Origin of the sequence: Oceanicola sp. 22II-s10i (assembly GCF_002210105.1) — a bacterium.
Classification (GTDB): Bacteria; Pseudomonadota; Alphaproteobacteria; order Rhodobacterales; family Rhodobacteraceae; genus Pseudooceanicola.
Genome location: NZ_AQQU01000001.1, coordinates 1,469,066 through 1,494,867, shown reverse-complemented (window position 1 = coordinate 1,494,867; position 25,802 = coordinate 1,469,066). Strand labels below are relative to the sequence as shown.

Below are 25,802 nucleotides of genomic sequence, written 5' to 3'. Positions count from 1 at the left end.
TCCCGACGACCGGGCCTGAAAGGATTGCATCATGGGCATTTTCGATTTCCTGAGCGGCGAATTCATCGACGTCATTCACTGGGTCGACGACACCCGCGACACGCTGGTCTGGCGGTTCGAGCGCCACGGACACGAGATCAAGTATGGCGCCAAGCTGACGGTGCGCGAAGGTCAGGCGGCGGTCTTCGTCCACGAAGGACAGCTGGCCGACGTCTTCACGCCCGGTCTCTACATGCTCGAGACCAACAACATGCCGATCATGACGACGCTGCAGCACTGGGACCACGGCTTCAAATCGCCGTTCAAGTCCGAGATCTACTTCGTCAACACCACCCGCTTCACCGATCTGAAGTGGGGGACCAAGAACCCAATCATCGCCCGCGACCCGGAATTCGGCCCGGTCCGCCTGCGCGCCTTCGGCACCTACGCGGTGCGGGTGACAGACCCGGCCCGGTTCATGCAGGAAATCGTCGGCACCGACGGCGAGTTCACGATGGACGAGATCAGCTTCCAGATCCGCAACATCATCGTGCAGGAATTCAGCCGCGTGATCGCGGGATCGGGCATTCCGGTGCTCGACATGGCGGCCAACACCCGTGACCTCGGCAAGCTGGTGGCCAAGGAGATCTCCGGCACCCTGTCGTCTTACGGGATGGAAATGCCCGAGCTCTACGTCGAGAACATCTCGCTCCCGCCCGCGGTCGAGGAGGTGCTGGACAAGCGCACCTCGATGGGAATCGTCGGTGACCTCGGCAAGTACACCCAGTTCGCCGCGGCCGAAGCGCTCGGCAAGGCGGCCGAGACCCCGAACTCAGGCATGGGCGCAGGGATCGGCGCGGGCATCGGCATGGCCATGGGCGCGGCGCTCGGCCAGCAGGGCCCGTGGGGCGCTGCCCCGGCCGCAGCGCAACAGCCGCCCGCAGCCGCGGCCCCGCCGCCACCCCCGCCGGTCGAACATGTCTGGCACATCGCCGAGAACGGCCAGACTTCGGGCCCCTTCTCCAAGGCGTCGCTCGGGCGGATGGTCACCGACGGCAAGCTGACCCGCGAAACCTACGTCTGGACTGCCGGTCAGGACGGCTGGAAAAAGGCCGAGGACGTGGCCGAACTGGCCCAGCTCTTCACCATCATGCCGCCGCCGCCTCCGGGGATGTAAGCCATGACCACGCGCACGGGATACTCGCTGATCCAGATCGCCCTGCACTGGCTGATCCTCGTCCTTATCGCCGGGGCATGGCTGCTCGGCGACCAGATGCACGGCTACGAAAAGCTGCCGGCCACCGCCGCGCTGCCACTGCATGGCATCCTCGGCCTCAGTGTCTTCTTCCTGATGATCCTGCGCCTGCTGCTGCGCCTCTGGCTCGGCGCACCGCCGCCCCCGGCCAGCGATCCGAAGTGGCAGCGCAGGGCGGCGACCCTGACGCACTGGGCGATCTACGCGCTGGCGATCCTCGGACCTTGGGCGGGCGGCTTCGCCTTCTACCTGCGGCTCGACATCGCGGCGGACCTGCACGAGGTGCTGATCAACCTGCTGATCATTGCCATCCTCGCCCATACGGCGGCGGCGCTCTATCACCAGTTCGTGCTCAAGGACAACCTGCTCGCCCGGATGCGTCCCGGCGGGTCGCGGGTCTGAGCCGGCCGCAGCCGGGCCTGCCCGTCAGGCCCGCGCGTTTCCCGGTTTCCCTCGGCGCGCGGTCACACTAGCTTGGCCCCGAAACGACCGGGGGAGACGGATGAGCGACGACCACAGATTTCCCTGCCCGAACTGCGGGGCAGACTACCGTTTCGACCCCGCGGCAGGCCAGCTGGTCTGTGATTTCTGCGGCCATACCGAGCCCATGGAAGGCACGCAGGCCCATGTCCCGGCAATCAGGGAACTCGACTTCCGCGCCGCGATCGAGGCCCGGCTGCCCGAGGCCGAGACCGAGGAACAGCGCACCTCAAAATGCCCGAACTGCGGCGCGCTGATCGAATTCGAAACCGACGTCCACGCCACCGAATGCCCGTTCTGCGCCACCCCCGTGGTCACCGGCACCGGCACCCACAGGCAGATCAAGCCCAAGGGCGTCCTGCCTTTCGCCCTGAACGAACCCGACGCGCGCAAGGCAATGACGGACTGGCTGGGCGGGCTCTGGTTCGCGCCCAACGGTCTGCAGGAATACGCCCGCAAGGGGCGCAAGATGCAGGGCATCTACGTCCCCTACTGGACCTTCGACGCAGACACCAAGTCCAGCTACTCCGGCGAACGCGGCACGATCTACTACGAGACCCGGACCGTCATGCGCGACGGCAAGCCCCAGCAGGTGCAGGTCCAGAAGATCCGCTGGCGTCCTGCCGCGGGCCGGGTCGCCCGCTTCTTCGACGACGTTCTGGTCCTCGCGTCGCGCTCGCTGCCGAAACGCTACACGGACGCGCTGGAACCCTGGGACCTTGCGGCGATGGAGCCCTACCGCCCCGAGTTCCTCGCCGGGTTCAAGGCCGAGGCCTATCAGGTGGAGCTGGAGGACGGCTACACCGAGGCGCGCCAGCACATGGACCGGGTGATCGAACGGGACGTCAAGTTCGACATCGGCGGCGACGCGCAGCGGGTGCACGGGATCAACACCGCGATCAGCGACGTGACCTTCAAGCACGTGCTGCTGCCCGTCTGGCTCGCCGCCTACAAGTATCGCGGGCAGACCTACCGCTTCGTGGTCAACGGCCGCACGGGCCGGGTGCAGGGCGAACGGCCGTGGTCGGCGTGGAAGATCGCCTTCGCGGTGATCCTCGGCCTGATCGTCGCGGGCGTGATCGGCTATTTCGCGGCACAGAACGGATGAACGGAATGGACCTACAGATGACAGAACTCGACAGCCTCGACACCCTCCTGCGCCGCCGCCATTCGTGCCGGGGCTTCCTGCCCGACGCGGTGCCGGACGAGGTGATCGCCAGGATCGTCGAGACGGCGGGCCGCGCCCCGTCGTGGTGCAACTCGCAGCCCTGGCAGGTCATCGTGACCCGTCCGGCGGAAACCGACATCCTGCGCGACAAGCTCCTCGCCGGCATGGGCAGCCCCGAGGGCGGCAGGCCCGACCTGCCCTTCCCCTCGGCCTACACCGGCCAGCACCAGGAACGCCGCCGGACCTGCGGCTGGCAGCTCTACGATGCCGTCGGGGTGACCAAGGGCGACCGGGCCGGGTCCGCGAAACAGGCCGCCGAGAACTTCCGCCTGTTCGGCGCGCCGCATACGGCGATCCTGACCTCCGGCACCGAGCTTGGCCCCTACGGCGCGATGGACTGCGGCGGCTTCATCCTCGCCTTCTGCCTCGCGGCCGAGGCGGCGGGCGTGGGCTGCATCCCGCAGGCCGCCGTCGCCTCAATGGCGCCGATGCTGCACGACCATTTCGCCATCCCCGAGGACCGCATGGTGCTCTGCGCGCTGACCTTCGGCTACGAGGACACATCGCATCCCGCCAACGGCTTCCGCACCGACCGCGCGCCGCTGGCCGACATCCTCGACATGCGCGGCTGACCGGGATGCGTGCCCTGCTCCAGCGCGTGACCGAGGCCGCCGTCCGCGTCGATGGTCAGATCGTCGGCCAGTGCGGCCCCGGCCTGCTGATCCTCGTCTGCGCCATGCCCGGCGACGACGAGGCGACGGCGGACCGCCTCGCCGCCAAGATCGCCAGGCTCCGCATCTTCCACGACGAAGCGGGCAAGATGAACCGCGCCCTCTCCGACACCGGCGGCGAAGCCCTCGTCGTCAGCCAGTTCACGCTGGCCGCCGACACCTCGCGCGGCAACCGCCCCGGCTTTTCCGGCGCCGCCGCCCCCGACCTCGCCAACGCGCTCTACGAGCATTTCGCCCGCGCCCTCGCCGCGCTCGGCCCCAAGGTCGAAACCGGCCGCTTCGGCGCCGACATGCAGGTCTCGCTGACCAACGACGGCCCGGTCACAATCTGGCTCGACACTGCCACCTGAAACCGGATCCCCTCGTTCATCTGGCCCGATAAACTCCGGGGGGAGTCGGCCCCCATGGGCCGACGGGGGGCTGGCCCCCCTCCTTCCCCCTCCGATTTTCCGCCGAAATCCACCCGATCCCCGGTTGACTCGCGCCTGATCCCGGGTAAAAGGCATGCTTCGTGAGATTTCGCGGGGCCGCTACCCGTCCCGCCGCAGGAGAAGACACATGGCGAAGCCGACCACCATCAAGATCCGCCTGAACTCGTCCGCGGGCACGGGCCACTTCTACGTGACCAAGAAGAACGCCCGCACCATGACCGAGAAGATGACCGTACGTAAGTACGATCCCGTTGCGCGGAAGCACGTCGAATACAAGGAAGGCAAGATCAAGTAAGATCGCCAACCAGACCAAGACGATGCAGAGCCGCGCCGCCCAAAGCGCGGCTCTTGTGTTTTCAGCAGGTCGCGCCCCCTCCCCTCGGGACCAGGAGCACGACCATGTGCCACACGATCACGATCCGCCCCGCCGCCCGCGACGACCTCGACGCGATAAGCCTTCTCGTCGCGCGGTCCTACCGCGCCCTTCTCGCCCCAGATTACGATCCCGGCATCCTGCGCGACGCGCTGCCCCTCATCACCCGGCCGAATCCGTCGATCCTGGGTTGCGGCACCTATTTCGTGGCCGAGGACGCAGGCCGCATCGTCGCCTCGGGCGGCTGGACCGACCTGTCCCCCCACGGCCGCCCCGCCCGGCGCGGCGAGGGTCACGTCCGTCAGGTCGCGACCGATCCCGACCACGCACGACGCGGCCTCGGGCGACGGTTGATGGCCGAGGTCATCGCCTCCGCCGAAGCCGCAGGGGTCAGCCTGCTGAGGTGTCAGAGCACGCTGACGGGTCAGCCCTTCTACCGCGCGCTCGGGTTCGAGGCCTCGGGACGGATCGACATGCGGGTCGCGCCGGGCGTCTGGTTCCCGGCGGTGCAGATGCACCGGGCGGCGGCGGTCTGACCCCGCCGCCGGTCGCTCAGACCGCGCCCAGCCGGCTCAGCGCATCGACGAGGTCGTCGATGCCGCCATCGTCCTGCGTCTCTTCGACCTGCCGCTGCGCCTGTTTCCACGCGACCGCCGCATCGCTCAGCCGCGCCTCGCCCTTGGGCGTCAGGCGCAGCACCTTTCGGCGGCCATCCTCGGGGTCCGGCTCCGACGTGACCAGCCCCTCCCGCTCCAGCGGGACGAGGCCGCGCGAAAGGGCGGACTGATCCAGCTCCATCCGGTCCGCCATACGCTGCACGGTCGGCCGTTTCATCGCCTTGATCCACGCCAGCGACGAGAACTGCGCGACGGTCAGCCCATGGGGCGCAAGCGCGGAATCATAGAGCCGTACCAGCTTCCGCGCCGCTTTCCGTGCCGCGAGACAGTAACAGGCACCGGTCATCACCTCGGCAAGTTCCGGCGTCATTTCAGAGTGTTGCGCCTCATTTTCCGCCATGCAGCGAAACCCTTCTTGACTCTATGCATATGCATGCAATTATTCCATGCATATGCATTCAACCGGAGACTATCCGATGCAGACCACCCAGTCCAAGCCCGAATTCGTGATCGGTCAGGCGCGTCCCGACCAGATCGCCCACCTTACGGGGCTGGAGCAGCTGAACGCGATGCTCGCAGGCGCCCTGCCCGCCCCGAGCATGGCCGAAACGCTGAATTTCGTGATCTCCCGCGTGGCAGAGGGCGAGGCCGAGTTCCGCGGCACCCCGACGGGCGCGTTCCTGAACCCCATGGGCATCGTGCACGGCGGCTGGATCATGACCCTGCTCGACAGCGCGCTCGGCTGCGCCGTTCACACGACGATCGCGCCGGGGGAAAGCTATGTCTCGCTGGATACCGACGTGAAGTTCGTCAAGGCGATCACCCCCGCCTCGGGCGAGATCATCGTCACGGCCAAGGTCCAGACCCGCGGCCGCCAGATCGCCACCAGCGAAGGCCGCGCGGTCGATTCCTCGGGCCGGGTGCTGGCGCTCGGCACCTCGTCCTGCCTGATCCGGCCCGCCGCATCGTGAAGTATTGCGCCGTGACGCCGGGCCTGACCGGCGCGTCGCGCATGGACGTGGGACCGGAACGGGGCCTCCCGCCCCGCTGGGCCGTTTCCCGTCCGCCCGCCGGACCGTTCGTTCCCAAAGGGACGGTCCGGCGGCAGAGACCTGGGATCAGATGCCTGCCTTGCAGCTCTCGTCGAGATAGATTTCCCGCAGCCGCAGCGCCACGCGTCCCGGCTTGCCTTCGCCGACCGCGGCCCCGTCGATCTTCACGACCGGCATGACGAAGGTCGAGGCCGAGGTGATGAATGCCTCGTCCGCGTCCTTGGCCTCGTCGATCGAGAATGACCGCTCCTCGACTTCCATCTGCGCCTCGCGCGCAAAGCGCAGCACGGCGGCACGGGTGATTCCGTGCAGGATGTCGTTCGACAGCGCGCGGGTGATGATCTTGCCGCCCTTCACGATATAGGCGTTGTTCGACGTGCCCTCGGTCACCATGCCGTCCTCGACCATCCACGCGTCGTCGGCCCCGGCGGCCTTGGCCATCATCTTGCCCATCGACGGATACAGCAGCTGCACAGTCTTGATGTCGCGCCGCCCCCAGCGGATATCGTCGATCGAGATGACGCTGATCCCCTTCTGCACCTTCGGATCGTACGCCATGCCGGGCTTCGACTGGGTGAACAGCACCAGCGAGGACGGCACCTTCTCAGGATCCGGAAACGCGAAGTCACGATCGCCCGCCGACCCGCGCGTGACCTGCAGGTAGACGGCCCCATCGACGATCGCGTTCTTCGCCACCAGCTCGCGGTGGATCGCCAGCAGCTCGTCCATCGTGACGGGCGCGGCCATGTCGAGTTCCTTCAGCGACCGTTCCAGACGCTTCGCATGACCGTCGAAGTCGATCAGCTTGCCGCCCAGGACGCTCGTCACCTCATAGACGCCGTCCGCCATCAGGAAGCCCCGGTCGAAGATCGAGATCTTCGCCTCTTCCTCGGGCAGGTAATCCCCGTTCACATAGACGGTGCGGCTCATCTCATCTCTCCTATGTCAGCCCCAGAGCGCGGGCTCGGGCGGATACACGCCCTTCTCGTCGTAGTGCAGAGGCGTGGGCCGGTCTTCGGCCAACAGGAGCGGGCCGTCAAGATCCGTCACCATCGCCCCCTGCGCCACCAGCACGGCGGGCGCCATCGCCAGCGAGGTGCCGACCATGCAGCCGACCATCACCTTGTAACCTTCCGCCATGGCAGCCTCGCGCAGACGCAGCGCTTCGGTCAGCCCGCCGGTCTTGTCGAGCTTGATGTTCACGACGTCATATTTGCCCTTCAGCTTCGGCAGGCTGTCCCGGTCGTGACAGCTCTCGTCCGCACAGACCGGCACGGGCCGCTCCATGCCGATCAGCGCCTCGTCGTCACCGGCGGGCAGCGGCTGCTCCACCAGCGCCACGCCGAGCCGGACCAGATGCGGCGCCAGGTCGGCATAGACCTCCGCCGACCAGCCCTCGTTCGCATCGACGATGATCGTCGACTTCGGCGCGCCCCGCCGCACGGCCTCAAGCCGCGGCATGTCGTCGGGCGTGCCCAGCTTGATCTTCAAGAGCGGCCGGAACGCATTCTTCGCCGCCTGTGCCTCCATCTCCGCCGGTTCGGCCAGCGACAGCGTATAGGCGGTGATCTCCGGCCCCGGCGCGGGCAGGCCCGCCAGGTCCCAGGCCCGCACGCCCGACCGCTTGCAGGCCAGGTCCCACAACGCGCAATCCACCGCGTTCCGCGCCGCCCCCGGCGGCAGCAGCCCATAGAGCGCCTCGCGGTCGAAGACCTCCGGCAGCCCCCGGATCTCCTCGGTCACGCTCTCCAGCGTCTCGTCATAGCGCGCGTAGGGCACGCATTCGCCCCAGCCGGTGACGTCACCGTCGGTGATCCGCACCGTCAGCACCTTCGCCTCGGTCCGGCTCCCGCGCGAGATGGTAAAGACCTGCGCCAGCCGGAACGTCTCGGCGCTTACCGCTATGTCCATACCCCGGTCCTTCTTCTGGTCATAAATACTTTGGGGGAGCGCGAGGGGGCAAAGCCCCCTCGTCACCAAACAAGTAAAGGCATGCGCCGCAGGCGCACAATCAGGTCAGACCGCGATCAGCGCATCCACCAGCTTGCCCGCGCCGTGCCGGTAGGGATCGACGCAGGGCAGCCCCATCCGCTTCTCGACCTCGGCGCAATAGGCCAGCGATTCCTCGTCGCCCATGTGCTGGGTGTTCACCGATACGCCGACGACCACGCAGTCCGGGTTGCCGACCTTCGCCAGACGCAGACCGACCTCCATAACGTCCTCGAGGCTGGGCAGCTTGTAACCCGGCAGACCGCGCATGTGCGGGCGGGTCGGCTCGTGGCACAGCACCAGCGCATCCGGCTGGCCGCCGTGCACCAGCGCCAGCGTCACGCCGGAATAGGACACGTGGAACAGGCTGCCCTGCCCCTCGATCATGTCCCAGTGATCCGCGTCATTGTCCGGCGTCAGCCATTCGATCGACCCCGCCATGAAATCCGCGATCACGGCATCGAGCGGCACGCCCTCGCCAGTGATCAGGATGCCGGTCTGCCCGGTCGCCCGGAACGAGGACTTCAGCCCGCGCGCCTTCATCTCGCGGTCCATGCAGAGCGCCGTGTACATCTTGCCGACCGAACAATCCGTCCCGATGGCAAGACAGCGCTTGCCGGTCCGTTTCTCGCCGTTCGCAATGGGATATTTCACCGAGGGCACCCGCACGTCGTGTAGCGTCCGCCCGGTCGCCTCGGCCACCGCCTTCAGGTCCGGCTCGTCGCGCAGCAGGTTGTGCAGGCCGGAGGCGAGGTCGAACCCCTCTTCCAGCGCCTCGATCAGCACCTTCTTCCAGGCCTGGCTGATGATGCCGCCACGGTTCGCCACGCCGATCACCAGCGTCTTGGCGCCCGCCGCCTTGGCCTCGGCCAGCGTCATGTCCGGCAGCTTCATGTCGGCCTTGCAGCCTTCCATGCGGAACTGACCGACCGCGTTGTCGGGCCGCCAGTCGCGGATGCCCTGCGCGACCTTGGCCGCCAGCGGGTCGGGCGCGTCGCCCAGGAACAGGAGGTATGGCGTTTCGATCATGACGGGGTCCCCATGGTGAGAATTTTCTTCCTTTCAGGAAAGCGGATTCGCCCCGCAATGGGTTTGCAATTGCAGCATCGCGGCGGGGCGCCGTGCAAGATTGTTCGAAGAATGTGCAGCCTCGCCGAAGAATCTGCGCCTGTCATGCGACGCACGATCCTTGCCGGTCGTGCATCGCTGCAGCCGCAAATCAGCCTTGCGGCACGCGGCGCATTTCCATAACCCTGCGGACGATCCAGACGAAATTTCATGACCCGGAGTTAGCGCCATGTCGTTCCGCATCCAGCCCCAGCCCGTCGCCCGCCCGAACCGTTGCCAGTTGTTCGGACCCGCGTCGAACACCAAGCTGCCGCCCAAGATGGCCACCTCGGCCGCAGACGTGATCAACCTCGACCTCGAGGATGCGGTCGCGCCCGACGACAAGGAAATGGCCCGGAAGCTGGCGATCGAGGCGATCGGCGATATCGACTGGGGCAAGAAGACGCTCAGCGTGCGGATCAACGGGCTCGACACGCCCTACTGGTATCGCGACGTCGTCGACCTGCTGGAACAGGCGTCGGACCGGCTCGACATGATCATGATCCCCAAGGTCGGCTGCGCCGAGGACATCTATGCCGTAGACGCCCTCGTCACCGCGATCGAGCGCGCCAAGGGCCGCAAGAAGCCGATCGGGCTGGAAGTCATCATCGAATCCGCCGCCGGGATCGCGCATGTGGAGGCCATCGCCGCCGCCTCGCCCCGCCTGCAGGCGATGAGCCTCGGCGCCGCGGATTTCGCGGCGTCCATGGGGATGCAGACCACCGGGATCGGCGGCACGCAGGAAGACTACTATATGCTGCAGGCCGGCCAGAAGTACTGGTCCGACCCGTGGCACTGGGCGCAGGCCGCCATCGTCGCCGCCTGCCGGACCCACGGCGTCCTGCCGGTCGACGGGCCGTTCGGCGACTTCTCGGACGATGACGGCTTCCGCGCGCAGGCGCTGCGCTCGGCCACGCTGGGCATGGTCGGCAAATGGGCGATCCACCCCAAGCAGATCGCGCTGGCGAACGAGGTCTTCACCCCGCCCGAGCACAAGGTGGCCGAGGCCAGGGAAATCCTCGCTGCGATGGAAGAGGCGCAGAAAAGCGGTGCGGGTGCCGTGGTCTACAAGGGCCGCCTGGTCGATATCGCGTCGATCAAGCAGGCCGAGGTCATCGTGAAACAGGCCGAACTGATCGCTGCCAGCGCCTGATCCGATCCGGCCGGTGGCCCCTCGGGGGCCCCGGCCAACCGAAGCGGCGCGCGCGCCCCTGAGACCGCGTCAGAGCGTCTTGCGCGCCCGCAGCGCCGCCGAGATCGTCCCGTCGTCGAGATAGTCGAGTTCGCCGCCGACCGGGACGCCCTGCGCCAGCGAGGTCAGGCGCACCCGCCCCTCAAGCTGATCCGCGATGTAATGCGCCGTCGTCTGGCCGTCGACCGTGGCGTTCAGCGCAAGGATCACCTCGGTAATCCCCTCGTCCGCAACCCGTCCGATCAGGCGCGGGATGCGCAGGTCCTCGGGCCCTATGGCGTCCAGCGCGGAAAGGGTCCCGCCAAGGACGTGATACCGCCCCCGGAACACGCCCGACCGCTCCATCGCCCACAGGTCGGCCACATCCTCGACCACGCAGATCTCGCCGTTGGCCCGCTTTTCCGACGTGCAGATGTCGCAGAGGTCGTCGGACCCGAGGTTGCCGCAGAGCGCGCATTCGCGGACCGTCGCGCCGACCTTGTGGATCAGCTCGGCCAGCGGGATCAGCACCAGCGACTTCTTGCGGATCATGTGCAGCACCGCGCGGCGGGCCGAGCGCGGCCCGAGGCCCGGCAGGCGGGCCATCATCTCGATCAGCGCGTCGATGTCGCGGGTGGAGCTCAATGTGCGGGATCCGTTGGGCGGGCGGCCGGGGCCGCCCGGTGCGCCGTCAGAACGGGAACTTGATGTCCCGCGGCAGGCCCATGCTTTCGGTCAGGTTGTTCATCTCGTCCTGATGCCGCTGTGCCGCCTTGGTCTGCGCGTCCTTGATCGCGGCGAGGATCAGGTCCTCGACCACTTCCTTTTCCTCCGGGTTGAAGATCGACGGGTCGATGTCCAGCCCCTTCAGTTCGCCCTTGGCCGTGCAGCGCGCCTTGACGAGGCCGGCGCCGGAGCTGCCCTCGACGATGATGGTGTGCATCTGTTCCTGCAGCTCGGTCATCTTGACCTGCAGTTCCTGCGCGTTTTTCAGCATCTGGGCCATGTCGCCCATCTGTCCGAAGCCTTTGAACATCCGTGTCACTCCTGTCTCGGTCCTGCGGGTCCCGGTTGGTGAACCCCTTGTCTGTCAGATGGCCGCGCGGGCGGCGCGGCGCAAGGCGGGATCACTCCTCCTCGAAGGGATCCCATTCGTCTTCGACCTCGGGCAGGGCTTCGGCCTCTGCCTCGGCGGCGATCTCGTCCTGCGTGCGGACGGCCTCGATCCGGGCCTTGGGAAAGGCGGAGAACACCGCCTTCACCAGCGGATGCGCCGCCGCCTCTTCCTTCAGCGCGCGGGCCTTGGCATCGCGCACCTCGGCAATCGTCTCGGCTCCGCCCTCGTTCACGATCGTCACGGCCCAACGATTGCCGGTGAACGTCTGGAGCCGCTGGCCAAGCCGCTGCGCGAGGTCGGGCGGCGCGTTGTTCGTCGGCACGAACTCGATCCGGCCGGGGCTGTAGCGGGCGAGGCGGAGCGTCGTCTCGATCTCCACCAGCAGCTTCACGTCGCGGTTGGCGCGGATCAGTTCGACCACGTGGTCAAAGGTCGGATAGCGGGCCAGCGCCTGGTCGACGGCAACCGCTTGGGCGGTGCTGGAGGGGCCGGACACCACATCGGTGTCACGCCGGTATTGCGCCGGTGCCGCATCCGCACGCGCGTCGGTGCCGCGAGACGCGCCGGACGGCGCGGAGAGCCCCCCGCCGCCGCCGGGACCTCCCGGCGGCATCGGAGGCGGCGGGCTGTCCTGCAGCCGTTTCAGCAGTTCCTCGGGCGAGGGCAGGTCGGCGACATGGGTCAGGCGGATGATCGCCATCTCGGCGGCCATCATCGCGTTCGGGGCCTGCGAGACCTCCTCCAGCGCCTTCAGCAGCATCTGCCACATCCGGGTTAGCACCCGCATCGGCAGTCGACCGGCAAGGTCGGAGCCACGCGCGCGTTCGTCGGGGCCGATGGTCGGATCCTCGGCGGCATCCGGGGTGATCTGCACGACCGAGATCCAGTGCGTGATCTCGGCCAGATCGCGCAGCACCGCCATCGGGTCCGCCCCGTCTGCATATTGCGCGGACAGCTCGCCGAGCGCGCCCGCCGCATCGCCGCGCATCACCATCTCGAACAGGTCGAGCACCCGCCCCCGATCCGCCAGCCCGAGCATCGCGCGGACCTGCTCCGCCCCGGTCTCGCCTGCCCCGTGGCTGATCGCCTGATCGAGCAGTGAGGTCGCGTCGCGGGCCGAGCCTTCGGCGGCGCGGGTGATCAGCGCCAGCGCGTCGTCAGTGATCTCGGCCTCTTCCGCCGTCGCGATCCTGCGCAGCAGGCCGATCATCACCTCGGGTTCGATCCGGCGCAGGTCGAACCGCTGGCAGCGCGACAGGACCGTGACCGGAACCTTGCGGATCTCGGTGGTGGCAAAGATGAACTTCACATGCGCCGGCGGTTCCTCGAGCGTCTTGAGCAGCGCGTTGAACGCGCTGGTCGAGAGCATGTGGACCTCGTCGATGATGTAGATCTTGTAGCGCGCGGAGGCCGCCCGGTAGTGGACGCTGTCGATGATCTCGCGGATATCGTTCACGCTGGTGTTCGACGCGGCGTCCATTTCCAGCACGTCGACATGGCGGCCTTCCATGATCGCGCGGCAGGGCTCGCACACCCCGCAGGGATCCGTCGTCGGCCCGCCGTTGCCGTCGGGACCCACGCAGTTCATGCCCTTGGCGATGATCCGCGCGGTCGTGGTCTTACCCGTCCCCCGGATGCCGGTCATGATGAAGGCCTGCGCGATCCGGTCCGCCTTGAAGGCGTTCCTGAGGGTGCGGACCATCGCATCCTGACCGACCAGATCGGCGAATGTCTCGGGCCGGTATTTCCGGGCCAGCACCTGGTAGGCGGGCTTGTCGGCTGTGGTCATCGGGTCCCCGTCGTGATCCGGGCCAACCTAATGGCGCGGGGGTCCGAGGTCCAGCGCCGGGGGGCGGTCGGACGGAGATGATCGGCGGTTTTCGGGGGCTTCAGTCGCGACCTGCCGTCACGCGATGCGGCTCGATCGGCGCGCCGGTGATGCGGTCGACCAGAATCGGGTCCAGCAGGTCGCCCGTGGCGCGGTCGCGATAGACAAAGGGCGCGGCCTCGGCATGCGGCTGGTGCTGTTCCGCCCATGTCACCAGCGACACGAGGATCGGGTAGAGCGCGCGGCCCTTGTCGGTCAAGCGGTATTCGTGGCGCGGCGGCGCCTCGGAATAGAGGCGGCGTTCGAGGACGCCGGTTTCCTCAAGCCGTTTCAGCCGGTCGGCCAGAACGTGCCGGGTGATTCCGAGGCTGGTCTGGAAATCGTCGAACCGCTTCACCCCGCGAAAGCAGTCGCGCAGGACCAGCAGCGTCCAGCGGTCGCCCACGACCGACAGGCCGCGCGCCACGGGACAGGTCTCATGTTCCAGCTCTTTCCACTTCATATGCGAAACCTACCGCGGGGAGTGAGTTCCGAAAAGGAATTTTCTTGCCTTCGGGTTCTTTTTTGGAACTTACTGCGTGCGAAGGAGACCGCCATGCCGAACGATATGAGCCGCGACCGCCGTCTGGCCCGCACCCGCGCGATGCTGGAGGGGCCGGTCGCCCCGACGCTGGGGCGCATGGCCGCGCCGAACGTGATCGGCATGGTCGCCACAACTTTCATCAGCGTGGCCGAGGGCATCTGGGCCGCCCAGCTCGGCATCGACGCGCTGGCCGCCGTGGCGCTTGTGTTTCCCTTCGTCATGCTGACGCAGACCTTGGCGGGCGGGGCTTTCGGCGGTTCGACCTCCGCCGCCGTGGCCCGCGCGCTCGGCGCCGGCGACGAGGAACGGGCGGGGCGCGTGGCGTTCCATGCGCTGATGATCGCGGTCGGGATGGGGCTACTGATGGCGGCGATCTTCATTCCCTTCGGCGCGCCGATCTTTGGCCTGCTGGGGGGCGAAGGGAACGTTCTGGCGCTCGCGCTGGCGTGGGGCGTGGTCTATTTCCCCGGCGCGGCGCTGGTCTGGCTGTCGCAGATCTCGGCCTCGCTGATGCGGGGGACGGGGAACATGCTGCTGCCGTCGCTGTCTCTGCTTGGAATTTCCGCACTCGCGCCGTTCTTTTCAGGCGCCTTCGCGCTTGGCTGGGGCCCGTTCCCTCAGCTCGGCGTGCCGGGGCTGGCGCTCGGGTTCCTGCTGAGCCACGGGATCGTGGCGGCGGTGCTGATGGTCTATTTCGCCCGCGGGGGGCTGGGGTTTTCGATCTTTTCCAACCTGCGGCCCGCAGTGCGGTTCTTTACACCCATCCTGAAGGTCGCGACCGTCGCGGCGCTGTCGCCGGTGCAGACGATCATGACGACGCTGGTCGTGACAGGCTTCGTCGCACGCTACGGGGCCGAGGCGCTGGCGGGTTACGGCCTTGGCGCGCGGCTGGAGTTCCTGATGATCCCCGTCACCTTCGGCTTCGGCGCGGCGGCGACGGCTATGGTCGGCACCAACATCGGGGCCGGGAACGTCGCGCGGGCGCGGGCGGTGGCGTGGACGGCGGCGACGATGGCCGGGGCCTGCGCGGGGCTGATCGGGGTGACGGTGGCGATGTTCCCGAACCTGTGGCTGGGCCTGTTCCTCGGCCCCGAGGCGTCGCCGGTGCGCGAGGCCGCGACCGGCTATCTGACGCATGTCGCGCCGTTCTATGCCTTCCTCGGCTTCGGGCTGGCGCTGTATTTCGCCTCGCAGGGCTCGGGCAAGGTCCTGCTGCCGGTTCTGGCTGTGACGGCACGCCTGACCATCGCGGCGGCGGGCTGTGCGATGGCGGTGCAGGCCGGGGCCCCGCTGGCCTGGGTCTTCGCGGCGATCGCGGCGGCGATGGTGGGCTACGGCCTGTTGTCGGCGCTGGCGGTGCGGGTGGCGCGGTGGCGGCCGGACGTCGCGCCGGTGCGCTGAGCGGTTGCAATCGTACCCCGCTCCGGCGGATCGTGTGAGGGGTGGAACCTTGCGGGCGGCTGCGGGTTGCCACGGTTCCTCACCCCCGGATCGGAGCGCATATGCCAATCGAGATCGACGTCGCACTTGAGTACGAGCTGACCGGCCCCGCCGTGCTGCTGACGATCGAGGCCGCAAACCTGCCGGGACAGACCGTGCTGGACGAGACCCTCGTGGTCGAAGGCGCGCAGATCACGCCGATCGCGGGCGAGGATGGCATCGGGCGGCGGATCTGGGTGCATGTGCAGGGTGATCTTCTGCAGCTGTCCTACCGGGCGAAGGTGGATGTGACGCAGCCGAAGGTGCCGCTGGAACAACTGCCGCCGACCCCGATCAGCAAACTGCCGGGGCGGGTCTGGACCTATCTGAGACCCTCGCGGTTCTGTCAGTCCGACATGTTCCCCGGTTTCGTCTCGCGCCGTTTCGGCGCGCTTGAGGGCGGCGCGCGGGTCGCGGCGATCCGGGACTGGGTGGCCGAGGAGATGACCTATCTGCCCGGCACCTCGACCGCCGCGACGACCGCAATCGACACCTTCGCAGCCCGGGAGGGCGTGTGCCGGGACTATGCCCACGTTGTCTGCGCGCTGGCGCGGGCGGCCAACATCCCGGCGCGCTATGTCTCGGTCTATGCACCGGGGGTGGAGCCGCCGGACTTCCACGCCGTCGCCCAGGTCTGGCTGGATGGAGACTGGCACATCGTGGACGCGACCGGGATGACCGAAGGCCACGAGGCGGTCATCATCGCGGTCGGGCGCGACGCCTGCGACGTGGCCTTCATGGAGACCGAGTCGGCAGCGACGCTGGTGTCGCAGGAGATCGCGGTGCGCCGGTGTTGAGCTGCCGGCTCAGAGGCGGGCGAGCAGTTCGGTCTTTTTCGCGTCGAATTCCGACTGGGTGATGATGCCCTTTTCCAGCAGACCGGCCAGCCGCTCGATCCGGTCGAAGATCTGATCGTCGGACATCGCCCCGCCCTTCGGCTGGGCCTCAGGTTGCGCGGTAACGGGCTCGTCATTAGGCGCCTGCTTTGCCTCGGCCTGTTCGGGCATGGTCTCCGGGACCGGCGCCTGCGCGACCGCGGCCGCACCGTCATCCACACGGTGCAGCTGCGACAGGTCGATCAGGCCGTACTGGCTGTTGAAGCTCAGGCTCTGCCCGCCGCTCTGCGCCTGACCGAAGCCGCTGATCCGGTGATCGCCTGTGTCGTAGACCGTGATCCGGCCGCCGACATCCACGGCCAGCCTCTGGCGGTCGGGGAAATAGGCATAGCGCATGTCATTCTGCGCCCCGACCGAGGCAGGCGTGCCCAGTTCGGCAGGCCAGTCGCTGCCCGAGGGCACGAAGAGGCTGACCCCGCCGCCGGGCGACTGGGACTGCGACTGCGACGCGGCGGGACGGGTGAAGACGGGCTGAGACTGGACGATGTCCGACAGTTCGGCGCAGAGCGCGTTCACGCGGGCGGCCAGCCCGTGGTTGAACATGTCGCCCACCATCGTCATGCCGCCCTGCGACCACTGCCCCATGCCGCCGAGTTCCGCGATGTTGAACTGCGCCTGCGACCCATGCCCGGCGGCGACGGCATCGAGCATCTGGCAAGCGGCGTCCACGCTGATCCCGTGACGGGATGCGACGTCGGCAATGATCCTTTGTCCCTCTTCGGTCAGTCTGGTCATCGGTGTGTCCTCGGGCAAAGTCGGTGGGGTTGGAGACGGGATCGGGCAAACCGCCCCTCAGAAACGACAAACCCCCGGGGCGGGGCCGCGGGGGTCGTCTGAACTTACGTTCTGTCCAAGGAAAAGCCTCAGAGCATGCCTTCGCGTTGCGCTTTCTTGCGCGCCAGCTTGCGGGCGCGGCGGATCGCTTCGGCTTTCTCGCGCGCTTTCTTCTCGGAGGGTTTCTCGAAATGCTGCTTGAGCTTCATTTCCCGAAACACGCCTTCGCGCTGGAGCTTTTTCTTCAGGGCGCGGAGCGCCTGATCGACGTTGTTGTCGCGAACAGAGACCTGCATGTGGTTGTCACCACCTTCCTAGGTTAGAGTTGCAAGAGAATTTGCAGGAGGTGGCCTTATAGCGGGGGCCGCCCTATTTGTCCAGTAGACCACATGCGGAGGCTGAAGTCATGACCGGGACAACGGATACTGCCGATAAACTGCTCGACGCGGCGCTGGCCCACGTGCCTTTCGACGGCTGGTCGGCGGGCACGCTGAAGGCCGCAGCCGAGGATTCGGGCGTGGATTACGGACTGGCGCAGGCGCTGTTCCCCCGCGGCGCCGTGGACCTCGCGCTGGCGTTCCACAAGCGCGGCGACGCAGAAATGGTGCGCCGGATGCAGGAGGCGGACCTGTCCAGCCTGCGCTACAGCGAACGGGTGGCACAGGCGATCCGGTTCCGGCTGGACGCGGTGCCGGACAAGGAACTGGTGCGGCGGGGGATGACGCTCTTCGCGTTGCCGCAGAACGCGGGCGACGGGGCGAAGGCGCTCTGGGGCACGGCCGATGCGATCTGGCGCGCCCTTGGCGACACCTCGGACGACGTGAACTGGTACACGAAACGCGCGACCCTGTCGGGGGTCTACGGCTCGGTGGTGCTCTACTGGCTGGGCGACGATTCGCCCGGTCACCACGCGACGTCGGAGTTCATCGACCGGCGGATCGACGACGTGATGCGGATCGAGAAGGCCAAGGCGGCGGTGCGCGAGAACAAGCTCGCCTCGGCGGTGCTGGCCGGGCCGATGGCCCTGATGGGGATGATCCGCGCGCCCAAGGGGCGGCCCGAGGATATGCCGGGGCATATGGGGTAAAAGGAGCGTTTGAGGTGTGACCGACCTCAAACGTTGGCGTCAGCCCATTACATTGCTGACGCCCGACAAGAAGCTTTCGCCTCTTCGGGTGAGGTGAACCCTAACGCGGCGCGGGTCTTCGGGGTCTGGCACCTGCTCGATAAGTCCATCCATCTGCGCGGCGCCCAGCATCGACAGCGCTCGCGCCACCGATGACTGGTTGATGCCCGATTCCTTCACAAGATCGCGCACCAGAGCGCCTCCGGACTCGGATCGGGACGCGACATGCAGCAGGATCTGGAGGCGGCTCATCGGCATCTCCTTCTCCTCGCCACGTACATGGATCGAAGCTCGCAGGAGGCCTTTCAGGTTTTGTGTCAGCTTCACAGGTATGCCCTCGTCGTCTGAACTGCTTTGCGACATACCAGTTAGAACCTGACACTTGGCGGTCCAGCCTCGCGCCATCCTCGCCTATGCGGTGCAGACCTTATGACTAGCCTGACACCTTGCGTGCGTGCGGTTCAGCCGAATTTCACGAAGAACTTGGAATAGGGCGCCTTGAGTTTTCCGAGCGCCGCCTTTGCCGCGTCGAGGTCGCCCTTGCGAGTCGCGTCGAGCAGCATGGACACCGAGTCGCGCATGGCGGTCAGCAGGGGCTCATAACCTTCGCTCAGCGCCTCGGGAGCCGGGTGGGTCGCGATCTGTTCGGCCAGGAAGGCCAGGACGGCGGCTTCCTCATGCAGAAAGGCAAGTCCTCCGTCCGGGTGCCGCGTCAGGTCCTCGGCCAGCGCTTCCTCCATCCGGGCGTGGTAGGCGTTCATCCGGTCGGAGAAGGTGACGATCCCGTTCCGCAGGTGAAGGGCACCGATCTGGTCGCGGACTTGTTCCAGCGTTTCGTGCGCCTCGGTCAGCTGACCGGACACCGCCTGTGCCGAGGCGTCGGCGATCACCCGGTCCACCGTGTCGAGCGTCGCGAAGAAGGCCGGATCCTCCTCGTACTGCGGCGGCACGGTCTGCGACCACCGGGTTTCGAGCGCGGCCCATTTCTCGGAGAATGCGGCGATGGATGCGACGGTCGCTTCGGCCTTGCCCGAGTTGCTGGCGAAGAGCGCTGTCCGGTAGTCGGCATAGGCGGTGCGCAGCTGGCCTTCGAACTCGGCGAAAGGCCCGGCATGGGCGGCCAGCGGCAGGGCGCAAATCAGAGCGGCGAGAAGGGCGGATTTCATGGGAGCCTCCGGGTGAGAGATATATTCTCGACGCTGAATATATACGCCTGACGCGCCGCGACATGACCCAGATCAAACCTGCGGCGCCCTGACGCTTGCCGGGACGCGCGGGCGATCCATAATTTCCCGGATGACGCTGCGCACCCACATCTCCGCCGCCGCCCGACGGGTCGAAACCGCCACCCTCGTCGCGATCTTCGTGATCGCCGGCGCGCTCTGGGCCTTCGTCGCCCTTGCCGCCGAGATGCTGGAAGGCGACCTGCATGCCTTCGACGAGGCGGTGCTGATGGCGCTCCGGTCGCCGGGGCAGCCCGACAACCCGATCGGCGGGCGGCAGGTGGAGGTCGCGATGCGCGACCTGACCGCGCTTGGCGGGGTGACGGTGCTGACCCTGATCTCGCTGTCGGTCATCGCCTTCCTGCTGCTCAAGCGGCAGCGCGCCTCGGTGGTGCTGCTGGCCGCCGCAATCCTCGGCGGACAGGCGCTGTCGCACCTGGCGAAGTCCGGATTCTCGCGCCCCCGCCCCGATCTGGTGCCGCACGGGGTCGAGGTGGTGACGGCTTCGTTCCCCTCGGGCCATTCCATGATGGCCGCGATCACCTACCTGACGCTGGCCGTCATGCTGGCCCGGACACAAAGCGACATGCGGGTGCGGGCGCTGTGCATCGTGGTGGCGGCGATCCTGACGATGCTGGTCGGGATCAGCCGGGTCTACCTGGGCGTGCACTGGCCGTCCGACGTCCTGGCGGGCTGGTCGCTGGGGGCGGCTTGGGCTTTCGGCGTCTGGCTGATCGCGCGCTACCTCGGGCGCAGCGGCCAGATTGAGCCGGAGACCCGGACCGAAAGGTGATCCGGCGCGGACGGGTTGCGAATCCGGTTTCTCCGCCCTATATCGCGGATTGAGAGGTTGGCGCGGGCAAGTGCCTCGCCAACCCGGTCAGGTCCGGAAGGAAGCAGCCGTAACGAGTCCCGCTTGGGTCGTTGTCCAGCCTCTCACCTTTCCCCTTTGCCCCCCTGCCCGGAGCCGCGCTATTGTATGCGGATGATCCGCATGTTCGCACCGCCCCGATGACCCTGCCCTCACCCGACCTGCGTGCGCTCGGCTGGTCCCAGTTCTTTCTGTCCCAACTCGACCTTCAGGACCTCGAAACCCTGACGCCCGCCCGCGTGGCCGAGGTCCAGCGCGACCGGCTGACCGCGCTGAGCGAGGGCGGCCCGCTGTCGCTGACCCTGCCCCCCGAGATCGGCGCGGGCGACGTGGCGGTCGGGGATTGGGTGCTGGCCGATCCGGCGACCGGGCGCGCCGCACGGGTGCTGGAGCGGCGGACCGAGCTGTCACGCCGCGCCTCCGGGCGCGAGATACACGCGCAGCTCATCGCGGCGAACGTGGACACGCTGTTCGTGGTGACCTCCTGCAACGACGACTTCAGCGTGCCGCGGCTGGAACGGGCGCTGGCGCTAGCTTACGAGGCCGATATCGAGCCTGTAATTGTCATCACCAAAGCCGACCTTGCCGAAACGGCGCAGCGCTATGCCGAGGACGCACGCAAGGCCGCACGCGGGGTCGAGGTGATCCTGCTGAACGCCAAGGCGGCAGACGCGGCCAGCCATTTCGAACCCTGGTCAGGGCCGGGGAAGACCGTCGCGCTGGTCGGTATGTCGGGCACCGGCAAGTCGACCCTGACCAACGCGATCTGCGGCACCGTGCAGGCGACGGGCGACATCCGCGAGGACGACGCGCGCGGACGCCACACCACCACCGCCCGGTCGCTGCACCGGACACTTGCGGGCGGCTGGCTGATCGACACGCCGGGCATGCGCGAAATGGGCGTGATGGACGCCGCCGAGGGGATCGACGCGGTGTTCTCCGAGATCCTCGACCTTGCCGCCGAGTGCCGGTTCCGCGACTGCGCGCATGAAAAGGAACCCGGTTGCGCCGTTCAGGCGGCGATCGCGGACGGGTCGCTGGACCCCGACCGGCTGGCGCGCTGGCGCAAGCTGAAGGCCGAGGACCGGCACGCGACCGAAACCGTGGCCGAGGGCCGGGCGCGGCAGAAGCGGTTTCACAAGCATATCCGCGTCACGCAGGCCGCGCACCGGCGCGACAAGGGGGGCTGAGCGTCAGATGTCCTGCGCCCTGAACGTGTCGCAGGAATTGATGTCGCCGCTCTCGTAGCCACGCGCGAACCAGCTGGAGCGTTGCTCGGCCGTGCCGTGCGTGAAGGTATGCGGCTGAGGCACCTGCCCCGCATTGCGCTGCAGCGTGTCATCGCCGATCTGGCGGGCAGCGTTCAGCGCTTCTTGAACGTCGCCGGGCTCCAGCAGGCCCTCAACGCCCGAGGCCCAGACCCCGGACAGGCAATCCGCCTGTAGTTCCAGCCGCACGGTTATCGCGTTGGCCTGCGTCTGGCTGGCCGCCTGCCGCATCTGGTTCACCTTGCCCTGAATGCCCAGTTCGTTCTGCACATGGTGCGCGACCTCATGCGCCACCACGTAGGCTGCCGCGAAATCGCCCTGCGCACCAAGGCGCTGCGCCAGCATCGCGAAGAAAGCCGTGTCGATATAGGCGCGGCTGTCGATCGGGCAGTAGAACGGCCCCGTCGCGCCCGAGGCATCGCCGCAAGGGCTTTGCGTCCGGCCCGAGAACAGGACCAGCTGCGGCGGGGTGTATTCGATCCCGGCCTGGTCCGGCAGCTTCTGCCGCCACACGTCCTCGGTCGTCGCCAGAACGCGCATCGTGAAGTCGCCCGCCGCCTCTTCTTCGGGCGTCAGCTCGCGCTCGACCTGTGCGCCCTGCGTGCCGCTCGAATCGGTCAGAAGCGGTGTGACGTCGATGCCGGTGAAGTAGCCGATGGCCAGAACCAGCAGCACGCCGCCGATCCCGAGCCCGCCGATGGCGCCCCCGCCACCCATCCGGCGACGATCATCGACATTGGCGCTGCGGCGCACACCCTTGAGACGCATGGCGACCCCCTGAAACTGACTAGGCACCATATGCACGCGCAGGCGGCGCCGGGAACGGAATTGTTACCGGGATGAACGCCGCGAGAATGAAAAAGGTTCAACCGGCGGCGACAGCGCCGTTCCAGCGTCTGACGGCCTGGGCCATCCGCGCGCCGTAATGCCGGGCCGAGGCCTCGCAGCCGGGAGTCAGACCGCCCTCGCCATCGGAATTGACCGCGAGCCCGAGGAAGGTGCCCGACAGGTTCAGCCCCGCGTTGTCCTTGACGACCGGCGCGCCGATCAGGTCCTGACCGATCCAGACCATGCCGTGCTGGGCGGCAAAGACCGACAGCGAGGACAGCGTCGCGAGCTTGTCGCCGCCTGTGTTCACCCCGCTGGTGAATCCGCCCGCCAGCTTGTCCAGCCACATCCGCTTGACCCATGTCCGGTCGCCCGTCGCGTCGAGAAAGGCTTTGAACCCTGCCGCGGGCCCGCCCATGTAGGTCGGCGTGCCGAACACGATGGCCGCGGCGCCGTGCAACGTCTGCCAGCCCGCGTCGTCCAGCGCCGAGACATCGGTCAGCGTGACCTCAACCCCCTCGGCCCGCGCACCTTCGGCGATCAGCTGGGCGGCGAGGCTCACGGAGCCCGAGCCGGACCAGTAGGCGATGACGATGTCTGCGGGCGTGTCGGTCATGTCAGGCGCTGTCCTTGAGGATCATGTCGGCGGCCTTCTCGGCGATCATGATGGTCGGAGAGTTGGTGTTGCCGCTGGTGATCGTGGGCATGACACTGGCATCGACCACGCGCAACCCTCCGATCCCCTTGACGCGAAGTCGCGCATCCAGCGGCGCGTCGTCCTCCGGCCCCATCCTGACGGTGCTGACCGGGTGAAAGATCGTGGTCCCCACGTCGCCCGCCGCCCGCGCCAGATCGGCGTCGGTGTCATATTCCGCGCCCGGCTTCACCTCTTCGGGGGCGTAGCGCGCCATCGGGCTCTGCGTCATGATCCGGCGGGTCAGCCGGATCGCGTCGATGGCCACCCGCCGGTCGCCCTCCGTCGACAGATAATTCGGCGCGATCTTCGGGGCCTGCATCGGATCGGGCGAGGCCAGCTCGATCGTCCCCCGGCTCTCGGGACGCAGGTTGCAGACCGATGCGGTGATCGCCGGATAGCTGTGCAGCGGCTGGCCGAAGGCGTCGAGCGACAGCGGCTGAACATGGTATTCGAGGTCCGGCGTCGCCAGCCCCTCGCGCGAGCGGGTGAAGGCGCCGAGCTGCGAGGGCGCCATCGTCATCGGCCCGCGGCGGCGGAACAGGTAATCCGCCCCGATCAACGCCTTGCCGAACAGGGTGGAGGCCAGCGTGTTCAGCGTCTTGGCATCGCGCAGCCGCCACGACAGGCGCAGTTGCAGGTGGTCCTGCAGGTTCCGCCCCACGCCCGGCAGATCGCGGATCACCCCGACGCCCCGCTCCTGCAACAGCGCCGCCGGGCCCAACCCGCTGAGCTGCAGGATATGCGGCGAGTTCACCGCGCCTGCCGACAGGATCACCTCGCCCTTGGCGCGCGCCGTAACGACTTGCCCGTCGCGCAGGTATTCGACGCCAACCGCGCGCCCCTCCTCGACCAGCACCCGACGCGTATGCGCCCCGGTCTCGACCTTAAGTCCCGGCGCCTTCGCGGTCCGCAGGAAGGCCTTGGCGGTGTTCATCCGGAACCCGGCCCGCTGGTTCACGCGGAAATAGCCGACGCCCTCGTTGTCGCCCCGGTTGAAATCCGTGGTGCGCGGGATCCCCGCTGCCTCGGCCGCCGCCATCCAGTCGTCCAGCACGTCCCAGTGCAGCCGCTGGTTCTCGACCCGCCACTCACCGCCCTCGCCATGCATGTCGCTGGCGCCCTCGACGTAGTCCTCCGATTTCAGGAAATAGGGCAGGACGTCCTCCCACCCCCAGCCCGCCAGCCCGCGCTGTCGCCAGCCGTCGTAATCGGCCGCCTGACCCCGCAGGTAGAGCATCCCGTTGATCGACGAACATCCCCCCAGCAGCTTGCCGCGCGGATAGAGCAGCTGCCGCCCGTTCAGCCCCGCCTCGGCCTCGGTGCGGAACATCCAGTCGGTGCGCGGATTGCCGATGCAGTAGAGATAGCCCATCGGGATATGCACCCAGTGGTAATTGTCCCGCCCGCCGGCCTCCAGCAGCAGCACCCGGTGCCCCGCCTCGCCCAGCCGCTTGGCCAGCACGCATCCCGCGCTGCCCGCCCCGACAATGATGTAATCCCAGTCCATAAGGCGCCTCCCCTCGCGCAACCTTGGCCGCGCGACGCCCGTCTGTCCATCCACGGCCGCGCGCCCCGTCTGACGGCATCGCGCAGGTCCCCTGCTTCTTCTGGTCTCAAATACTTCGGGGGTCCGGGGGCAGAGCCCCCGGCCTCTCCACTGGCGCGATCGCTCAGACCGGCAGCGCCGTCGTCTTGAACACCGTCCGCAGCGCGAAGGACGACTGCATCTGCGCCACCCCCGGCAGCCGCGTCAGATGCTGGCGGTGGATCCGCGCGAAATCCTCGGTGTTCTCGGCCACGACCTTCAGGATGTAATCCGCCGAGCCGGCCATCAGGTGGCACTCCAGAACGTCCGGGATCCGGGCCACGGCGGTCTCGAAGGCATCCAGCACCTCGTCCGACTGGCCCTGCAGGGTGATCTCGACAAAGACCGTCGTGGCGACCTGCAGCTTGCGGGCGTCCAGAAGGGCCACGTAGTCCTTCACGTAGCCATCCGTCTCCAGCCGCTGCACCCGGCGGTGGCAGGCCGAGGGCGACAGGTTCACCCGCGCCGACAGATCCGCGTTGGAAATCCGCCCCTGCCTTTGCAGCACCCGCAGGATCGAACGATCTATGGAGTCGAGGGACATGGGCCGGAGATCCTTTCGCACTTCGTCATTCGGTGCGCAGAATATTCGGCAGAATGCGGGAAAGGCGAGAGCTGTTCCCGCCTTTCACACGATATTAGCGCGGTCAGGCGCGGGATTTGAGCTGGTCGCGGATCTCCAGCAGAACGTCCAGCTGGGTGGGCCCTGCCGGTTTCTCCTCGGCGGGTGCGGCCTTTTCCTCCGCGATCACGCTTTCCTTGGCGCGATTGACGGCCTTGACCAGCATGAAGACCACGAAGGCCACGATCAGGAAGTTGATGACGGCCATGATGAAGGCGCCGTAGGCAAAGACCGCCGCGCCGGCCTCGCGTGCCGCGTCGAGGCTGTCGAAGGGGCCGCTGCCGGACAGAACGACGAAGTTGTTGGTAAAGTCGATCCCGCCCGTGAACAGGCCGATGATCGGGTTCAACAGGTCGTCGACCATGGATTTCACGATCGCCGTGAACGCCGCGCCGATGATGATGCCGACGGCCATGTCCATGACATTGCCCTTGGCGATGAAAGCCTTGAATTCGTTCAGCATGTCCCCACGCCCTTGTTGTTGTCCGGCGCCCGACCCTGCGGCGCCGCACAAAGCTTAGCAAAGCTCTGCACAAATCGAACGGTGTTTTG

General features: G+C 67.6%; 31 protein-coding genes and 1 other RNA gene. 15 read left to right on the top strand and 17 right to left on the bottom strand.

The genetic code is table 11. From position 1 onward, the window contains the following. The first annotated feature begins 31 nt into the window (after positions 1–31). The 7 genes from ATO6_RS07475 to ATO6_RS07445 all read left to right on the top strand — a co-directional run bounded on the left by ATO6_RS07475 (position 32) and on the right by ATO6_RS07445 (position 4,953). Positions 32–1,156, top strand: a complete 1,125-nt coding sequence (locus tag ATO6_RS07475; protein ID WP_088623255.1) for an SPFH domain-containing protein — start codon at positions 32–34, stop codon at positions 1,154–1,156. A gap of 3 nt (positions 1,157–1,159) precedes the next feature. After that, positions 1,160–1,636, top strand: coding sequence for a cytochrome b (locus ATO6_RS07470; RefSeq protein WP_088623254.1), 477 nt, complete (start codon positions 1,160–1,162; stop codon positions 1,634–1,636). A gap of 100 nt (positions 1,637–1,736) precedes the next feature. Further along, complete coding sequence (locus ATO6_RS07465; RefSeq protein WP_088623253.1) at positions 1,737–2,822, top strand: TFIIB-type zinc finger domain-containing protein; 1,086 nt, start codon at positions 1,737–1,739, stop codon at positions 2,820–2,822. A gap of 17 nt (positions 2,823–2,839) precedes the next feature. Next, the gene (locus tag ATO6_RS07460) at positions 2,840–3,514 is read left to right on the top strand and encodes a nitroreductase (RefSeq protein ID WP_088623451.1); all 675 of its coding nucleotides are present in this window, start codon (positions 2,840–2,842) and stop codon (positions 3,512–3,514) included. A 5-nt stretch (positions 3,515–3,519) separates the two neighbouring features. Beyond that, entirely contained in the window at positions 3,520–3,963 is a 444-nt protein-coding gene (gene dtd / locus ATO6_RS07455) for a D-aminoacyl-tRNA deacylase (RefSeq protein ID WP_088623252.1), read from the top strand. Positions 3,964–4,171: 208 nt separating this feature from the next. Continuing rightward, positions 4,172–4,339 carry a 50S ribosomal protein L33 gene (rpmG, locus tag ATO6_RS07450; protein WP_008885060.1) on the top strand — a complete coding sequence of 56 codons (168 nt, stop codon included), beginning with the start codon at positions 4,172–4,174 and terminating at the stop codon, positions 4,337–4,339. 104 nt (positions 4,340–4,443) lie between these two features. Further along, positions 4,444–4,953 (top strand): GNAT family N-acetyltransferase, encoded by a 510-nt coding sequence (locus ATO6_RS07445; protein ID WP_088623251.1) that lies wholly within the window; start codon positions 4,444–4,446, stop codon positions 4,951–4,953. 16 nt (positions 4,954–4,969) lie between these two features. On the opposite strand, the gene ATO6_RS07440 is transcribed toward ATO6_RS07445, so the two are convergent. Further along, entirely contained in the window at positions 4,970–5,404 is a 435-nt protein-coding gene (locus ATO6_RS07440; RefSeq protein WP_088623250.1) for a MarR family winged helix-turn-helix transcriptional regulator, read from the bottom strand. 106 nt (positions 5,405–5,510) lie between these two features. Here ATO6_RS07440 and ATO6_RS07435 point away from each other — a divergent pair, with 106 nt between their 5' ends. Next, complete coding sequence (locus ATO6_RS07435) at positions 5,511–6,005, top strand: PaaI family thioesterase (RefSeq protein WP_088623249.1); 495 nt, start codon at positions 5,511–5,513, stop codon at positions 6,003–6,005. A gap of 147 nt (positions 6,006–6,152) precedes the next feature. Here ATO6_RS07435 and ATO6_RS07430 read toward each other — a convergent pair whose 3' ends face one another. The 3 genes from ATO6_RS07430 to dgcN all read right to left on the bottom strand — a co-directional run bounded on the left by ATO6_RS07430 (position 6,153) and on the right by dgcN (position 9,104). Then, on the bottom strand, positions 6,153–7,016 hold the full coding sequence (locus ATO6_RS07430) for a D-amino-acid transaminase (protein ID WP_088623248.1): 864 nt from the start codon (positions 7,014–7,016) through the stop codon (positions 6,153–6,155). A 15-nt stretch (positions 7,017–7,031) separates the two neighbouring features. Beyond that, entirely contained in the window at positions 7,032–7,997 is a 966-nt protein-coding gene (gene dgcA / locus ATO6_RS07425; RefSeq protein ID WP_088623247.1) for an N-acetyl-D-Glu racemase DgcA, read from the bottom strand. A gap of 105 nt (positions 7,998–8,102) precedes the next feature. After that, a complete protein-coding gene (gene dgcN / locus ATO6_RS07420; RefSeq protein WP_088623246.1) occupies positions 8,103–9,104 on the bottom strand; it encodes an N-acetyltransferase DgcN in 1,002 nt (333 codons plus the stop codon). Between the two features lie 268 nt (positions 9,105–9,372). Between dgcN and ATO6_RS07415 the strand changes: the two genes are divergently transcribed. After that, a complete protein-coding gene (locus tag ATO6_RS07415) occupies positions 9,373–10,335 on the top strand; it encodes an L-malyl-CoA/beta-methylmalyl-CoA lyase (protein WP_088623245.1) in 963 nt (320 codons plus the stop codon). Positions 10,336–10,404: 69 nt separating this feature from the next. Here the strand turns inward: ATO6_RS07415 and recR are convergent, their stop codons facing one another. The 4 genes from recR to ATO6_RS24790 form a co-directional block, all read right to left on the bottom strand. Then, complete coding sequence (recR, locus tag ATO6_RS07410) at positions 10,405–10,998, bottom strand: recombination mediator RecR (RefSeq protein ID WP_088623244.1); 594 nt, start codon at positions 10,996–10,998, stop codon at positions 10,405–10,407. A gap of 46 nt (positions 10,999–11,044) precedes the next feature. Further along, positions 11,045–11,389, bottom strand: a complete 345-nt coding sequence (locus ATO6_RS07405) for a YbaB/EbfC family nucleoid-associated protein (protein WP_088623243.1) — start codon at positions 11,387–11,389, stop codon at positions 11,045–11,047. 91 nt (positions 11,390–11,480) lie between these two features. Next, entirely contained in the window at positions 11,481–13,259 is a 1,779-nt protein-coding gene (locus ATO6_RS07400) for a DNA polymerase III subunit gamma/tau (RefSeq protein ID WP_088623242.1), read from the bottom strand. Between the two features lie 100 nt (positions 13,260–13,359). Then, positions 13,360–13,800: a helix-turn-helix domain-containing protein gene (locus tag ATO6_RS24790; protein ID WP_141101949.1), complete on the bottom strand. Its 441-nt coding sequence runs from the start codon at positions 13,798–13,800 to the stop codon at positions 13,360–13,362. Positions 13,801–13,893: 93 nt separating this feature from the next. On the opposite strand from ATO6_RS24790, the gene ATO6_RS07395 reads away from it, so the two are divergent. Next, positions 13,894–15,282 (top strand): MATE family efflux transporter, encoded by a 1,389-nt coding sequence (locus tag ATO6_RS07395; RefSeq protein ID WP_176440854.1) that lies wholly within the window; start codon positions 13,894–13,896, stop codon positions 15,280–15,282. Between the two features lie 101 nt (positions 15,283–15,383). After that, positions 15,384–16,157 (top strand): transglutaminase family protein, encoded by a 774-nt coding sequence (locus ATO6_RS07390; RefSeq protein ID WP_088623240.1) that lies wholly within the window; start codon positions 15,384–15,386, stop codon positions 16,155–16,157. Between the two features lie 9 nt (positions 16,158–16,166). On the opposite strand, the gene ATO6_RS07385 is transcribed toward ATO6_RS07390, so the two are convergent. Continuing rightward, positions 16,167–16,991: an SHOCT domain-containing protein gene (locus tag ATO6_RS07385; RefSeq protein ID WP_088623239.1), complete on the bottom strand. Its 825-nt coding sequence runs from the start codon at positions 16,989–16,991 to the stop codon at positions 16,167–16,169. Positions 16,992–17,119: 128 nt separating this feature from the next. After that, on the bottom strand, positions 17,120–17,326 hold the full coding sequence (gene rpsU / locus ATO6_RS07380; protein WP_008207378.1) for a 30S ribosomal protein S21: 207 nt from the start codon (positions 17,324–17,326) through the stop codon (positions 17,120–17,122). Between the two features lie 110 nt (positions 17,327–17,436). On the opposite strand from rpsU, the gene ATO6_RS07375 reads away from it, so the two are divergent. Beyond that, positions 17,437–18,117, top strand: coding sequence for a COQ9 family protein (locus tag ATO6_RS07375; RefSeq protein ID WP_088623238.1), 681 nt, complete (start codon positions 17,437–17,439; stop codon positions 18,115–18,117). Between the two features lie 39 nt (positions 18,118–18,156). Here ATO6_RS07375 and ATO6_RS25015 read toward each other — a convergent pair whose 3' ends face one another. Together ATO6_RS25015 and ATO6_RS07365 are read right to left on the bottom strand one after the other, a co-directional pair. After that, entirely contained in the window at positions 18,157–18,408 is a 252-nt protein-coding gene (locus ATO6_RS25015) for a winged helix DNA-binding protein (protein WP_176440853.1), read from the bottom strand. 209 nt (positions 18,409–18,617) lie between these two features. Next, positions 18,618–19,322: a hypothetical protein gene (locus ATO6_RS07365; protein WP_088623236.1), complete on the bottom strand. Its 705-nt coding sequence runs from the start codon at positions 19,320–19,322 to the stop codon at positions 18,618–18,620. Positions 19,323–19,452: 130 nt separating this feature from the next. Between ATO6_RS07365 and ATO6_RS07360 the strand changes: the two genes are divergently transcribed. The 3 genes from ATO6_RS07360 to rsgA all read left to right on the top strand — a co-directional run bounded on the left by ATO6_RS07360 (position 19,453) and on the right by rsgA (position 21,440). Then, positions 19,453–20,172, top strand: coding sequence for a phosphatase PAP2 family protein (locus ATO6_RS07360; RefSeq protein ID WP_088623235.1), 720 nt, complete (start codon positions 19,453–19,455; stop codon positions 20,170–20,172). A 50-nt stretch (positions 20,173–20,222) separates the two neighbouring features. Continuing rightward, an RNA gene (ffs, locus tag ATO6_RS07355) (signal recognition particle sRNA small type) lies at positions 20,223–20,321 on the top strand. Between the two features lie 69 nt (positions 20,322–20,390). Next, positions 20,391–21,440, top strand: coding sequence for a ribosome small subunit-dependent GTPase A (rsgA, locus tag ATO6_RS07350; RefSeq protein WP_088623450.1), 1,050 nt, complete (start codon positions 20,391–20,393; stop codon positions 21,438–21,440). Positions 21,441–21,443: 3 nt separating this feature from the next. Here rsgA and ATO6_RS07345 read toward each other — a convergent pair whose 3' ends face one another. The 5 genes from ATO6_RS07345 to mscL form a co-directional block, all read right to left on the bottom strand. After that, positions 21,444–22,286: a neutral zinc metallopeptidase gene (locus tag ATO6_RS07345; protein ID WP_088623234.1), complete on the bottom strand. Its 843-nt coding sequence runs from the start codon at positions 22,284–22,286 to the stop codon at positions 21,444–21,446. A 97-nt stretch (positions 22,287–22,383) separates the two neighbouring features. Continuing rightward, positions 22,384–22,962 carry a flavodoxin family protein gene (locus tag ATO6_RS07340; RefSeq protein ID WP_088623233.1) on the bottom strand — a complete coding sequence of 193 codons (579 nt, stop codon included), beginning with the start codon at positions 22,960–22,962 and terminating at the stop codon, positions 22,384–22,386. A 1-nt stretch (position 22,963) separates the two neighbouring features. Then, entirely contained in the window at positions 22,964–24,550 is a 1,587-nt protein-coding gene (locus ATO6_RS07335) for a GMC family oxidoreductase (RefSeq protein WP_088623232.1), read from the bottom strand. A 163-nt stretch (positions 24,551–24,713) separates the two neighbouring features. Beyond that, positions 24,714–25,172: an Lrp/AsnC family transcriptional regulator gene (locus ATO6_RS07330; protein WP_088623231.1), complete on the bottom strand. Its 459-nt coding sequence runs from the start codon at positions 25,170–25,172 to the stop codon at positions 24,714–24,716. Positions 25,173–25,275: 103 nt separating this feature from the next. Next, positions 25,276–25,713, bottom strand: coding sequence for a large conductance mechanosensitive channel protein MscL (mscL, locus tag ATO6_RS07325; RefSeq protein WP_088623230.1), 438 nt, complete (start codon positions 25,711–25,713; stop codon positions 25,276–25,278). Positions 25,714–25,802: the final 89 nt, after the last annotated feature.